Genomic DNA, 12406 nt, shown 5'->3' with positions numbered 1-12406 from the left:
AATATCAAGTTTCATGAAATAGCCTTCCTCAGATTTCAGCGTGAACGAATCCCTTGCCAGAGTTGGCAATTAAATTTCACTAATAACGATTCACTAAATGCCCCAGTAGGTCAGGGCATTTAAGGCCGCGCTATCAGGCTTTGAACTCACCGATGAATGTTTCGACTTCAACGTCGGTGAAGTTGGCTTCCAGTAGTTCGCGGAACTCGGTGGCCATCATTTCTTCAGCTGTTTCCAACTGCACGATCCGCAGAACCAGCACCGGAGCATTGCCGCCGGTTAGCACGCTGTAGCGCAGACGGAATCGGCGTTCGCCAAGGCCTTCATACGGCACACACTTAAATTCGAAAGCCGCAGGCATGGCTTCTTTGCTTTTCGCCTCCACGCTTTCCATCACTGAGCGTTTAGCGCCGAAATCACTATCTTCGTGATCTGCAGAGCTGGATGCTTCGATGGTGATTTTGCGGACGCCGCCGATCGCTTTCTTGATGTCCAATACTTCGCCGTCAGCGGTAAACGCCAGCAGGAATTCAGACCAGTCTTCCAGCCACTCAGCCAAATCTTTCTGTGAGTTTTTATCGCCGTTGATATTTAGCAGTGCCTGGAATGGCGCGGTGCGTTTCAGTTTCAGAACGGCTGTGTTATCCGCGTGCCCTGGTGCGACCAGCGTGCCGAGGTTAAAGACGGTCACCGCCGACATGCTGTCAGCGTTGATGAAGCTGCGGACGCCTTCGCCTGCGTAATCTTTGCAGTAACGGGAGAAATCCTGAATGCTGGCGGTTTCCATCTTCCCACGGAACCGGAACCGGCCGTCCTGCAGGCTTTCCAGCGAATGAATACGGACTGATTCAGGCAAAGCAACAGCAGGGCAATCAGCTGAGGACAGGCGCTCTTCCAGCAGCGCGGATAGCGACATATCCCTGACTTCTTTGATTGCTGATGCGTCTAAAACTTGAGACATAATGATTTCCTTTTATCGGATGGTTAAACGATGCTTATCGCGCGTCACGCAGTTTGCCGTCAGGATCCCCGGCGATGGTGAACAGCTGGCCTTGGTCTTCCTGCATGATGGTCAGCTTGCCGCCTTTACCCACGTACATTGGGGTTTCGGTGGTGTCTTCTTCAGACGATTTCCCGCGCGGCGTAGGTGCTGTGAACTTCAGTTTGTGAGCCAGCATCACGCGTTTTTCTTCCATCGAATTACTGATCCGGGAAACATCAATCTCGATGGTTACTTTGCCTTTACCACCATTATTCAGAACACCAAGAGCGGCAGTGTTCAGCGCGGCGGCGATTTTGTTTTCGAAAATACCGGCGTCCAGTTCGGAGAGAAACTCCGGGACGTTGGTCATACGACTTTCAGCCATTTTCATGTCCTCGTTATCGCGGCGCACACCGCGGGAAATTACTCACACACATAGACAAGGGCGGCCGGTAATGCACAGGGCGTGCTGGGTGGGTGCCAGCGGCCCTTGTCTATGTCTGCGAAAAAATTGGCGGTGGTCATGATCAGAACACTATCTTCGCTCCCCCTGATGTTGGATGGTTGAAGAGTCATGCCACCGCCGAAAGACAACTACACACAGCAATTATCGAGGTTCCACGTCGATCTGATTGGGCGGCGGGAGTCGAACCCGCAATCGGGTAGGGAACCCGACCATCACCTAATGCTTGCCACAACGGAGAGAGCACTATCGGGACTGTCGGACTGTGAAAGCTTCGCCAGCTTGCTCACCGTCAGTGCTCTTTCCGTTATGTGCCAGGCTCCCACTGGCTCACATCTGTTTTTTAAGTCACTCAGATATCGTCTGGACTTGCGCGTCTTTCCCAGCTGTCACTGCCATGAGAGTGCAGGCAGGTCACTGACCAGATAACGCGCTGGATCAACTCGCGGTTGCGGTGGCCGGTGCTGAACTATCTCCGGCATATGTCCATAGCGGCCCGGATTTACGGACTGGCTCCGGCGCATTTTGATAGCGCATCAGCCTGCGCATTCACCACAACGGGAAGAACACTGGGACTGTGGTCAGATCGGGTTGATGGTAAGTGAGTCCCTCAACCCCCCAGTGTTCTTGTCGTTGTGCTGTAGTTAGAATAAATCTAACTTAACTTAGTTTTATGGTCAAGCGGAAAACCAAACTAAACTTAGTTTAATTTGGTTTGGGGATAGTCAGGAATTTGGAGAGGGACTAAAGGTCGTATTGAACGCCTTTGACAACACCGATGATGGTGCAGTTACCGTTGATCGGTAAGTTTGGATAGCGAGGATTCAAAGGTACCAAGAATTTCTGTGGCCCATCGATAACCAGTTTCTTAACGGTTGCCTCGTTTGTGCCATCTATTCTGGCAACAACGATTTTCCCATTAACAGGCTCTGCCTCAGGGTCGACGATAACCGTGGCACCCTGGGGAATGGTCGGGAGGCCATTGGGATTTGTCATAGAATCCCCTTTAACTTCTAAAGCGAAAGAATTACCCGACACTCTAAGGGATGTCTCTACCCATCGCTCTATATCTGCGAAGGTTTCAGGTGATTTTGACTCTGTGAAAGCACCGGCTTGGACCCATGAAATGACCGGTATGCGCCGCATTCTGGTGATCAGCTTATCTTCAAACTCAGTGCCGTAAAGTACGTATTCAATCGACGTGTTGAAAAACTTAGCCAACTTAGAAAGAGACTCACCACTCGGCACGTTCACGTCTTTTTCCCAATAACCCACCGCCACGTCACTCACGCCGCAGAATTTGCCCAGATCTTTCTGGGATGTTTTTGTCACCTTTCTTAGCGATTTTATCCGCTGGCCGACCGTTTCCATCTCACCACCATGAATTAAATAAAGCTAAGTAATCTTAGTTTTTATTGACCTAATAAAGATTAGTATTTAGTATCTAACTTAACTTAGTTATGGAGGCGATATGACCACAGACGACATCGAAAAACACTTCGGCAGTGCAGAGAAAGTTGCCGCCTTTTTTGGGATAACCAGCGAGGCCGTCTATCAATGGCGTAATCGCCCCGGGAAGTTAATCCCGAAAGGACGGGCAGCCGAAGCTGCATACCGAACCAAGGGAAAGCTTCAGTTCAAAGCTGAGCTTTATGAAAAGACTACAGACTCAGCTGCCTGAGCATAACTACCGAAGGAAATGAGAAATGGTAGACCTGAAATCAGTAGTTAAAGCGATGTGCAAAGCCTATCCCGGTGGTCGGTCTGCAATGGCTGGCGCTCTGGGAATGACTGAAACGCAGTTCAACAACAACCTGTACGAAAAAAACGGCTGCCGGTTCTTCGAAATCGTTGAATTGGAGGCGATGCAAGACATCAGCGGTACCAACCATCTGGCGGATTATTTTGCTCAGCGCCGTGGGGGCTTTTTCGTTGAAATCCCCAATCGTGACGAACTGGACCACGTTGATCTGTTTATCAAAGGGGTAAAGGTAGCGGCAAAGAGCGGGAAGGTTGATCAGCAAATCAATGCGTCAATTGCAGATGATGGCGTTATTGACCAGGACGAAAAGGCCGAAATTATGGCTCTGCATCGTAAGCATCTGGCTGCCCGCGATGAGTACGTGAAGTCAGTTGTGGCTTTGCATGAAAGGGTTGACGCCTCAGGAGTGCAGTCCCGAGGCGTCGGTGCATTAACAAATCGTGTGGAGTAATTAACGCATGAACAGTCTACTCATAAAAGCTGGCGTTCCGCAAATCCGCTGTGTTGCGACAGGCGGGGCCGCTGGCTCTCTTTCGTATGAAGTGATGATAGGTAACCGCTGGATCCCCTGCAACTACCAGTTCGCTGCGTGGTGGGTAGTTTATGTCTGTGAGCACAGCCGGAAGGTGAGCGCATGTCTGAAGAAATCCAGAAGCTGGACCGGAACTACAAGGATTGGTGGGGCGTTGTGGTACACGTCGTGGGCTTCGACAGAGCGGGTGATCGCGTCATCTTCATGCGCGCCGGCTACCCGCATGAGTGCGCCCAGCCTACTGAACAATTCCGGCGAAAGTTTAAGAGGGTCTTATGAGCGTTAAGTTATCCGCATACGTCTGGGATGGTTGCGCTGCTGCCGGTTTAAAAATATCGGCGGTGGCCATTATGGCGCGCCTCGCTGACTTCAGTTCTGACGAGGGCCTGTGCTGGCCGTCTATCACTACGATTGCCCGCCAGCTGGGTGCAGGTGAAAGCACTGTGCGTACAACGCTTGGTAAACTTGAGGCTGACGGCTGGATCACCAGCACCCAGCGCCGAAAGGGAAACCGCAATACATCGAACATGTACCAGCTGAATATCGCTAAGCTTCGTGCTGCTGCTGAACCGTCAGATTCTGACACATCAAAATCTGACGCATCAAAATCTGACCGGTCAAAATCCGACGCATCAAAATCGAGCACGAATACCGGTTTTCACCCGCCAGAATCTGGGGGGGATCCGTTAGTAAATTCAAAACAAGATCCATCAGATATTAAAACCCCTTGTCAGCCTGCTGCGCAGACCGACGCAGAAGTCGAAATTACTGATCAGGCTAAACAGGTTCTGAATTACCTGAACCAGACCACCGGCTCACGCTATCAGGTCAGCAAATCCTCTCTGGATAATATCCGCGCCAGACTGCGTGAAGGCTTCACCCGTGAAGAACAGCAACTGACCGTTGATTACATGCATGCCAAGTGGGGCGGCGATCTGGAAATGGCCGAATACCTGCGACCGTCCACGCTGTTCCAGCCTTCAAAGTTCCCTGGCTATCTCGAGGGAGCCAACGCATGGAATCGTGCTGGCCGCCCAGCCCGTAAAAACGGTAAGTGGGATCGCGGCGAAGTAGCTGTTGATACCTCAGAACGCGATTCAGCTTATCGCCGGTTCATCAGTGGCGTAGCGGCGGCCAAAGCCCCGAGTGATTTGGAAAAACTGGTTTGCACCGAGGCAAGTAAGGCAAGCGTACGCGGTATGCGTAGTGATTTCGCGATCAGCACTTGGAACCGCATCTGGAAAGAATGCGCCCAGCGCCAGCAGGGAGTGAAAGCAGCATGAGATATCAACTGATTTACGCCGATCCGGCGTGGCAGTACTCAAACAAAATAAGCAACGGCGCAGCGGGCGATCAATACAGCACTATGCCAACCGAAGAAATGAAGCGCCTTCCGGTGTGGGCTATCGCCGATGAAAATGCCGTTCTCGCAATGTGGTACACCGGCAATTTCGCTTCAGAAGCGGTTGAGCTGGCGCAGGCGTGGGGCTTTAAAGTCAAAACCATGAAGGGCTTCACCTGGGTGAAACTCTACGAACAGGCCCGCAGCCGCATTGAGCGCGCACTGGCAGAGCAGACCATGATGGACCTTGAAGACTTCATGGATGCTTTGAACGTCGAAACGGTTATGAATGGCGGCAACTACACGCGCGGCAATACCGAAGACGTGCTGATCGCAGTTCGTGGTTCTGGCCTCGATCGTCTCAGCGCCAGCGTTAAGCAGGTGGTATACAGCTGCCGCGGCGAGCATAGCGAAAAGCCAGCCGAGGTGCGCTTCCGTCTCGAAGAGCTTTACGGATCAGTATCCCGCATTGAACTGTTCAGCCGTGGTGATGCTGCTGGCTGGCATCACTGGGGTAATGAAAACCCGTTCAACGATATCGAGCTGGTGCCTGCGACCTTCACCACGATCCCGCCGGCACGCAATTCCCGCGTGAAATCCTTATCCGGTCATTATCTGGCTGTGCTGGCTGGCGCCTTACAACAAAACCAACCGCAAAATATTCCCGAAATTATTCCGGTACCAGAAACCAATAACCAGGTGTGGCCAGCCGAAGTGCATTACCTCTTCGACCAGGTGGCTGAGTCTTCAAACCTTGCCGCCCACCTCCAGAACAAACTGCGTCACCACATCAATCGCCTGAAAATGGACGGCCTGCCAACGGCTGAAATCATTAACACCGCTGGCACACTGGCCCGCGCAATGGGAGCAACAGCATGAAAGAAATCATCGTAGACAATTTTGCGGGCGGCGGCGGTGCGAGCACCGGTATTGAAATGGCAACGGGCCGCAGCGTGGATATCGCGATCAACCATGATGAGAACGCCATTGCGATGCACAGCACCAATCACCCTGAAACGCTGCATTACTGCGAATCGGTGTTTGATGTTGACCCCATTGCGGCGACCGCTGGGCGTCCCGTTGGCCTGGCATGGTTCAGCCCGGATTGCCGTCACTTCAGCAAAGCGAAGGGCAGCAAACCGGTAAAAAAAGAAATCCGTGGTCTGGCCTGGATTGTGATCCGCTGGGCACTGGCGAAGCGCCCGCGCGTGATGATGCTGGAGAACGTCGAAGAATTTAAAACGTGGGGTCCGCTGCTTACCGCAGAAGACGGCACCGAACATCCGGATCCGGCGCTCGCTGGCGAAACCTTTGCCGCGTTCATTGGCATGCTGACAACCGGCGTTCCCGCGGATCATCCAGCAATTGCCGAGTGCTGCGAAGTATTGAACATTGATGTGAACAGCGACAATGTCCGCCGTCTGGTTGCCGGTCTGGGCTACGTTGTCGATCACCGCGAGTTACGCGCCTGCGACTTCGGCGCGCCGACCATTCGCCGCCGGTTCTTCATGGTGATGCGTTGTGATGGACAGCCGGTTCAGTGGCCATTGGCCAGCCACGGCGATCCCAAGTCTCTCGATGTACAAAGCGGCAAGCTGGCGCCATACCGCACCGCAGCCGAGTGCATTGATTGGTCTATCCCATGCCCGAGCATCTTCGAACGCAAAAAGCCGCTGGCAGAGAACACCTTGAAACGTATTGCCCGTGGCATCCAGCGCTTTGTAATCGACAACCCGACGCCGTTTATCGTGAAGTGCAATCACACCAGCACCAAATCCGTTTATAACTGCTTCCGTGGTCAGGCGCTGGATGAGCCACTTCAGACGATCACGAAAACCCACGGTTATGCGGTCGTTACCCCACACATCACCAAATTCCGCACCGGTGCGACTGGTCAGGAAGTTGATGAGCCATTGCCGACGATCACCGCTGGCAGTTCAGAACGCCCGGGTGGGAATGGGCATGCTTTGGGCATGGTTGAAGCAACCCTGGCACCAGCACTGATTCAGATGGGTTATGGCGAACGTGAAGGACAGGCTCCCCGTGCACTGAATATCGAAAGACCGATCGGCACGGTAACTGCTGGCGGCAATAAGTTTGCGGTGGTAGCGCCAATCATTGCTCGTATCGGACAAACAGGCTTTGGCGGCGACCGCATGGCGTATGAAGCTGGCAAACCACTTACCACTGTAACCAGCAAAGCAGAACACCTGTTGGTGGCTCCGGTGATCGCCCGGCAGTTTGGCAACAGTGTTGGACACGCTGCTGATGAGCCAAACGGCACTATCACTGCGGGCGGTGGCGGCAAAAGTCAGTTATGCACGGCTTTCCTCGCGAAACACTTCGGCGGTAACTACACCGGTGCTGGCGCGGCGATGGATGCACCAGCTCACACCGTTACCACCACCGATCATCAAGCGCTGGTCACATCCAATCTGATTAAGCTGCGTGGCACCTGCAAAGACGGCCAGCCCGTCACTCAACCAGCCCCAACCATCACTGCCGGCGGCCTGCACATTGGTGAGGTTCGCGCTTTCCTGCTCAAGTACTACGGCAACGAGAAAGAGGGCGTCAGTCTGGATGAATCCCTGCACACCGTTACAACGAATGACCGGTTCGGCCTGGTTACAGTGGAAGGCGTCGATTATCAGATAGTCGATATCGGAATGCGCATGCTTCAACCGCATGAGCTTTACGCGGCGCAGGGATTCCCGAGCTGGTACATCATCGATCAGGACTACCGGGGCACTAAATACGCGAAAGACAAACAAGTTGCGCGCTGCGGCAACGCGGTTCCGCCGCCGTTCGCTGAAGCTCTGGTGCGCGCCAACCTGCCGGAAATGTGTGGCGCTGATAAAGAGGTGGCCGCGTGAATCAACTCCAAAATATTTGGCTTGATGCTTATCGCGGTTGGTTAAAAGCAGTCTCCCCGGAGGGGGAGCTGCATCCCACTGATTACACCGCTGCGCGGGAACATGCTGACTCTGTGCTGAATAGCCTCATCAAGGCGGGGGAGGTTGCATGCAACTGATCCTGCCATTCCCGCCAAGCGTCAACGGTTACTGGCGCTCCACCAGAAAAGGCGTGTTGATCAGCGAGCGCGGGCGGATCTTCCGGTCAAATGCGCTGGCGGCGATTTATCAACAGTTGCGATGCCGGCCACCGGCGCTGCTGACTGAGCTGGATGTGCATCTGGTTCTGTTCCCGCCGACCAGAGCGAAACGCGATTTAGATAATTTCCAGAAGGCGCTGTTTGATGGCCTTACCCACGCGGGGATCTGGAAGGACGACAGCCAGGTGAAACGAATGACGGTCGAATGGGGACCGGTTACCAAAGATGGGAAGGCAGAAATAACGATTACTGATTTCAAAACCGCCGGTGTGCAGCCGGTTTAACGTGTGGAGTGATTATGTCGAACAGTTTGCTGTCAGGAAAAGTGGTAACGATGTCGAGCCGTGAGATTGCTGCGCTGGTGCAGAGTAAGCATAGCGATGTGAAGCGGTCAGCTGAACGGCTCGCAGTTGGTGTAATTTTAAGCGCGCCGTTGGCGCACACCCCCTATTTTCATGAACAGAACGGTCAGGAGTATCAGGAGTACTGGTTCAATAAGCGCGATTCGCTGGTGCTGGTTGCCCGGCTGTCGCCCGAGTTCACCGCCGCAGTAGTTGACCGCTGGCAGGAACTGGAATCGAAAAGCCAGTTACCGCAGTCTTTGCCGGAAGCTCTCCGCATGGCTGCTGACTTGGCCGAAGAAAAGCAGGTGCTGGAATCTCAGCTGGCGCTGGCGGCCCCGAAAGTTGAATTCGTTGATCAGTACGTCATGGCTAAGGGCTCTATGGGATTCCGCGCGGTCTGCAAATTGCTGCATGCGAAAGAACCTGAATTTCGGATGTTCCTGCTCGAAAAAGACATTGTTTACCGGTTGGAAGGCCAGTTGACGCCAAAGGCCAATCATTTAGAGGCAGGGCGGTTTGAGTTGAAAACCGGTACAAGCCTGAATAACCAACATGCATTCCGTCAGGCGCGCTTCACGGCAAAGGGTGTTGAATGGGTTGCCGGGTTGTGGGCTGGTTATCTGCGACAGAAACAGGAGAACGCGGCGTGAGAGCATTACTGAAACCATACCCGCAGCGGGATCTGGGGATCGTGCTGTTACGGCCACCGGGCGACCTGCTGCAGCATTTCAGCGGGAAACGCCTGCTGATCACCGATGAGCCGGCGGACCTGCGGGGCGCGGCAGACGGACTGGTACCGGTAGAGGCTCAGCCGTTATCGGTTGATCCGCGCCTTGCAATATTTCTTACATCAGAGCCGATTATCAATCTGGTTGGCGGGTGGGGTGCCCTCACGTTGTGGGTTAAGCGCAATCGCGGCTGCCAATGCACCGACTTTGGCGGCCAGTACCATCATCACGAACTGGTTCAGTCTCGCCGTGGGCGTGGCGTGGTGTCCTTATGCTGGTCCCATGACAACGAATATCACGGGAAAGAATCCGTGAAACTTGATGCAGCGGCCCGGGCGAACGCCACTGAATTTGTGTCTGAGATGATCCGTGCACGCTCCCGGTTACCTGCCGGACACCAACTGACTTTGCCGGAGCTTTGCTGGTGGGCAATCAGTAACGGTCTGGCGTCCCATCTGCCGGAGGAAATTATCTGCGAGGCGCTGGGGATGAGATACCGGCCGCCTGGCGAACAGCTGAAGGAATCCGATATCAACCCCGGCGAACGCGAACCACGTGAAGTGCTGGCGAGCAACATCAAACCTGTGCTGGCGCTGGCCGTTGATCCGGAAACCCCTGAATCCTTCATGCTGCGCCCGAAGCGCCGCCGGTACGAAAACACGAAATACACCCAATGGGTAAAGCGCCAGCCATGCTGCGGCTGTGGCAACGGGTCTGATGATCCGCACCACATCACCGGCAATGGCTTTGGCGGTATGGCAACAAAATCGCATGACCTGTTCGTGATCCCGCTGTGCAGACGGTGTCACGACTCACTTCATGAGAATACCCAGGCTTGGGAAGAAGAACATGGTGATCAGATGTATTTGGTCATGAAGACATTAGACCGCGCGCTGGCGATGGGTGTTATCGCTACCGGCAAGCAAAGATAAGTGTGGAGAGAATAATGCGTGATATTCAACTGGTTTTAGAGCGTTGGGGTGTATGGTCTCGGCATAGATATGAAATGGAATTCTCGCCCATAGCGGCAGGGTTCAAAGGTTTGTTACCTGAATCGGCAAGCTCGGTTAGCTGCACTGATTCAGACGCGATGATCATTGACTCATGTGTTGGCAAACTTAAGCAGAAGCGACCTGACGAGTGGGAATTCATTCATGACCATTACATAAAGGATATTCCTAAACGCCAGATAGCTAAAAAGTATCGCTGCGACGAAAAGATGATCCGCATAAAGTTACAGATGGCGGAAGGCTTCATCGAAGGCTGCTTGTCGATGCTTGATGTTAGGCTTGAGATGGAAGTTTAATGAAGAAAAGCCCGATCACTCGGGCTTTTCTTCAACGTCTTTAACATAAAGGATGACCGCAGACTTAATTTCACCATCAACATGTTTAGCGTTGATGCTTAGGTGAACAGGTTTTCTCTCCCATTCAGCCTTCTGAAGGGCATCTTTGTTACCTGACTCATCCAAGAAGATATCTTGAACAACACATGTTAAACGCTGATCCCCGCCAACACGGCGAACTTTCACCTTGAATGACTCAGGATCAGTGTTGTTGACTTCTTCAATGCGATAGATTCCATCCACACGCATCTCAGTAGAGCGCCTGCGGGCGTTTTTAGTGAGTTCACTTGCCATATCAGAATCTAATTGGACACCACCAATTTCGGCTGTGTCGGCTCTAACAAATGACTTGACCATTTCGGTCTTAGCATCATAAGACATGCGCTCCATGTTATCTAATAACGGCTTTTCATGGATGATTTGCTGGACAACTTTAAGGCGTTCGGTTTCATGCGAACTCATAGTTTCCATGGTCTTCAAGTGAGCTTTATCGCCATCTTTAGCGATTTCAGCCATGCGAATCTCTTTGCGGTTATCAAGGAATTTTTTGAAAAGGGATGTGCCACCCCAGATCAAGGCGGCGCCCAGAACGATAATGACGATTTCTTGAGGGCTCATTTTGCCGATTAATTCCTGCATAAGTTTGGTTAAAAATCCGTCAATGTTTACTTCCACAATTGACGAACCTTTTTCAACAGTTACCTCTATCTCTAAGGCATCCAACTCTTCTTTAGTCAGTTTTCTTGAGTCTGGGACGCCGTATTTGGCCAATGCGTAAGATTTATTGATCTGCGCCTGCATCTCAACAAACCCTTTCATCACTGAAGGAGTAAGACTGTTATTAAATTTTTTGCCCGTTAAACGAAACGTTAGGTTAGGCCAACCATCAAAAGAAATATGCTCGGGTAAGGAATAGCCAGATAGGTACTGCTGAACATACTCAAAGGCTTCATCCTCTGAGTTAATAGTAACCTTATTATCGTCCAATACGAACTCCTTGTGGAACAAAAATTCAGCAGCCAGAGGTTGCAACCAGAGTTGTCCGGCTTCTTTTAATTTTGAGTAAGCTGTGTGTAAGCAAACATAAATTAAATTGAAGAAAAAATCACTAACGCGGTCCGCAAATTTGCTTGTAACGTGTTAAGAGTGGTCACGTAGTCACAAAGCTTAGACAATCTCAAAACCCCATTTTGGCGGGGTTTTGTTGTTTCTGGATTTGAATGTCGAGGAGTATGAACTGGTAAAGCCTGGAGCAGGCGAGGCGTAATAAGAACATATTATTTCGCAAACTTAACCATACAAAGTATATCCGCCATGCCCGAAGCTAAACTGTTACCACCTTTAACATAATCAAGTTTAGCAACGAACTCTCCCGAAGGAGTATAAAGAGTGACGGCACCATAGCCGTTTTGGCAGTCCTTATCCAAAATTGTGAACTTTCTATAGTTCACTGTTTTATCATTATTATTAGCCTTGGGAACGTTCTGAACGAGCATAGACCTGATGCCATTTTCCAAATTTCCCGATTGATCTTTGACATAATAATCAGAATCCTCAGTGCTATTTGAGTAGGTCCAACCTGGAAAGCTTTTTTGGGCTTCTGCATGACCAGTCAGGGTTGCACTCATTAAAACCAAACCCAAAACCCAAGTGATTTTCATAGACTCTTCCTTTTTTAAGATTTTTCGTATTGTTAGCACTGATTTATCATAAATTTCTTTTTAATTCATCATCCGAAGCATTTATGCGGTTTTTTATGCCCTCAATTCGGTTGTGAGGACACCTACAGCGATAAG

The 12406-nt window shown here is 51.7% G+C and carries 14 protein-coding genes and 1 pseudogene; 10 read left to right on the top strand and 5 right to left on the bottom strand.

Annotated elements, in window-relative coordinates; genetic code table 11:
• Nucleotides 1–133 precede the first annotated feature (133 nt).
• From EYY67_RS07030 to EYY67_RS07020, 3 genes are all read right to left on the bottom strand, one after another.
• Nucleotides 134–961: a YfdQ family protein gene (locus EYY67_RS07030; RefSeq protein WP_131693190.1), complete on the bottom strand. Its 828-nt coding sequence runs from the start codon at nucleotides 959–961 to the stop codon at nucleotides 134–136.
• A gap of 34 nt (nucleotides 962–995) precedes the next feature.
• On the bottom strand, nucleotides 996–1367 hold the full coding sequence (locus EYY67_RS07025) for a hypothetical protein (protein WP_095921826.1): 372 nt from the start codon (nucleotides 1365–1367) through the stop codon (nucleotides 996–998).
• An 822-nt stretch (nucleotides 1368–2189) separates the two neighbouring features.
• Nucleotides 2190–2816: a LexA family protein gene (locus EYY67_RS07020; protein WP_119822311.1), complete on the bottom strand. Its 627-nt coding sequence runs from the start codon at nucleotides 2814–2816 to the stop codon at nucleotides 2190–2192.
• A 100-nt stretch (nucleotides 2817–2916) separates the two neighbouring features.
• Between EYY67_RS07020 and EYY67_RS07015 the strand changes: the two genes are divergently transcribed.
• The 10 genes and pseudogenes from EYY67_RS07015 to EYY67_RS06970 all read left to right on the top strand — a co-directional run bounded on the left by EYY67_RS07015 (nucleotide 2917) and on the right by EYY67_RS06970 (nucleotide 10571).
• Nucleotides 2917–3126 (top strand): Cro/CI family transcriptional regulator, encoded by a 210-nt coding sequence (locus EYY67_RS07015; RefSeq protein ID WP_104922391.1) that lies wholly within the window; start codon nucleotides 2917–2919, stop codon nucleotides 3124–3126.
• A 25-nt stretch (nucleotides 3127–3151) separates the two neighbouring features.
• A complete protein-coding gene (locus tag EYY67_RS07010) occupies nucleotides 3152–3658 on the top strand; it encodes a YmfL family putative regulatory protein (RefSeq protein ID WP_131693189.1) in 507 nt (168 codons plus the stop codon).
• A gap of 183 nt (nucleotides 3659–3841) precedes the next feature.
• Nucleotides 3842–4018 carry a DUF4222 domain-containing protein gene (locus tag EYY67_RS07005; RefSeq protein ID WP_131693188.1) on the top strand — a complete coding sequence of 59 codons (177 nt, stop codon included), beginning with the start codon at nucleotides 3842–3844 and terminating at the stop codon, nucleotides 4016–4018.
• On the top strand, nucleotides 4015–5022 hold the full coding sequence (locus tag EYY67_RS07000) for a conserved phage C-terminal domain-containing protein (RefSeq protein WP_131693187.1): 1008 nt from the start codon (nucleotides 4015–4017) through the stop codon (nucleotides 5020–5022). The genes EYY67_RS07005 and EYY67_RS07000 overlap by 4 nt, the downstream gene beginning before the upstream one ends.
• A pseudogene (locus EYY67_RS06995) lies at nucleotides 5019–5633 on the top strand (MT-A70 family methyltransferase); the annotation flags it as partial. The gene EYY67_RS07000 and the pseudogene EYY67_RS06995, both read left to right, overlap by 4 nt.
• A gap of 323 nt (nucleotides 5634–5956) precedes the next feature.
• Complete coding sequence (locus EYY67_RS06990; protein ID WP_131693185.1) at nucleotides 5957–7954, top strand: DNA cytosine methyltransferase; 1998 nt, start codon at nucleotides 5957–5959, stop codon at nucleotides 7952–7954.
• Between the two features lie 148 nt (nucleotides 7955–8102).
• Nucleotides 8103–8477 carry a RusA family crossover junction endodeoxyribonuclease gene (locus EYY67_RS06985; protein WP_131693184.1) on the top strand — a complete coding sequence of 125 codons (375 nt, stop codon included), beginning with the start codon at nucleotides 8103–8105 and terminating at the stop codon, nucleotides 8475–8477.
• Between the two features lie 14 nt (nucleotides 8478–8491).
• Nucleotides 8492–9187, top strand: coding sequence for a phage antirepressor KilAC domain-containing protein (locus EYY67_RS06980; RefSeq protein WP_131693183.1), 696 nt, complete (start codon nucleotides 8492–8494; stop codon nucleotides 9185–9187).
• On the top strand, nucleotides 9184–10197 hold the full coding sequence (locus EYY67_RS06975; RefSeq protein ID WP_131693182.1) for a DUF968 domain-containing protein: 1014 nt from the start codon (nucleotides 9184–9186) through the stop codon (nucleotides 10195–10197). The genes EYY67_RS06980 and EYY67_RS06975 overlap by 4 nt, the downstream gene beginning before the upstream one ends.
• Nucleotides 10198–10211: 14 nt before the next feature.
• Complete coding sequence (locus tag EYY67_RS06970) at nucleotides 10212–10571, top strand: antiterminator Q family protein (protein ID WP_131693181.1); 360 nt, start codon at nucleotides 10212–10214, stop codon at nucleotides 10569–10571.
• A gap of 15 nt (nucleotides 10572–10586) precedes the next feature.
• On the opposite strand, the gene EYY67_RS06965 is transcribed toward EYY67_RS06970, so the two are convergent.
• On the bottom strand, nucleotides 10587–11597 hold the full coding sequence (locus EYY67_RS06965) for a hypothetical protein (RefSeq protein ID WP_131693180.1): 1011 nt from the start codon (nucleotides 11595–11597) through the stop codon (nucleotides 10587–10589).
• Nucleotides 11598–11887: 290 nt separating this feature from the next.
• A complete protein-coding gene (locus tag EYY67_RS06960; RefSeq protein WP_119822322.1) occupies nucleotides 11888–12271 on the bottom strand; it encodes a hypothetical protein in 384 nt (127 codons plus the stop codon).
• Nucleotides 12272–12406: the final 135 nt, after the last annotated feature.

The sequence above is a fragment of the Rahnella victoriana genome, assembly GCF_004330295.1.
In the GTDB taxonomy this organism is placed as follows: Bacteria; Pseudomonadota; Gammaproteobacteria; order Enterobacterales; family Enterobacteriaceae; genus Rahnella; species Rahnella victoriana.
Note: the sequence above shows the minus strand (reverse complement) of the source record. Positions and strands in the feature narration are given on the sequence as shown.

Coding starts and splice junctions, on each gene's coding strand:
- EYY67_RS07030 (WP_131693190.1), bottom strand. CDS start 961: ATGTCTCAAGTTTTAGACGCATCAGCAATCAAAGAAGTCAGGGATATG.
- EYY67_RS07025 (WP_095921826.1), bottom strand. CDS start 1,367: ATGGCTGAAAGTCGTATGACCAACGTCCCGGAGTTTCTCTCCGAACTG.
- EYY67_RS07020 (WP_119822311.1), bottom strand. CDS start 2,816: ATGGAAACGGTCGGCCAGCGGATAAAATCGCTAAGAAAGGTGACAAAA.
- EYY67_RS07015 (WP_104922391.1), top strand. CDS start 2,917: ATGACCACAGACGACATCGAAAAACACTTCGGCAGTGCAGAGAAAGTT.
- EYY67_RS07010 (WP_131693189.1), top strand. CDS start 3,152: ATGGTAGACCTGAAATCAGTAGTTAAAGCGATGTGCAAAGCCTATCCC.
- EYY67_RS07005 (WP_131693188.1), top strand. CDS start 3,842: ATGTCTGAAGAAATCCAGAAGCTGGACCGGAACTACAAGGATTGGTGG.
- EYY67_RS07000 (WP_131693187.1), top strand. CDS start 4,015: ATGAGCGTTAAGTTATCCGCATACGTCTGGGATGGTTGCGCTGCTGCC.
- EYY67_RS06990 (WP_131693185.1), top strand. CDS start 5,957: ATGAAAGAAATCATCGTAGACAATTTTGCGGGCGGCGGCGGTGCGAGC.
- EYY67_RS06985 (WP_131693184.1), top strand. CDS start 8,103: ATGCAACTGATCCTGCCATTCCCGCCAAGCGTCAACGGTTACTGGCGC.
- EYY67_RS06980 (WP_131693183.1), top strand. CDS start 8,492: ATGTCGAACAGTTTGCTGTCAGGAAAAGTGGTAACGATGTCGAGCCGT.
- EYY67_RS06970 (WP_131693181.1), top strand. CDS start 10,212: ATGCGTGATATTCAACTGGTTTTAGAGCGTTGGGGTGTATGGTCTCGG.
- EYY67_RS06960 (WP_119822322.1), bottom strand. CDS start 12,271: ATGAAAATCACTTGGGTTTTGGGTTTGGTTTTAATGAGTGCAACCCTG.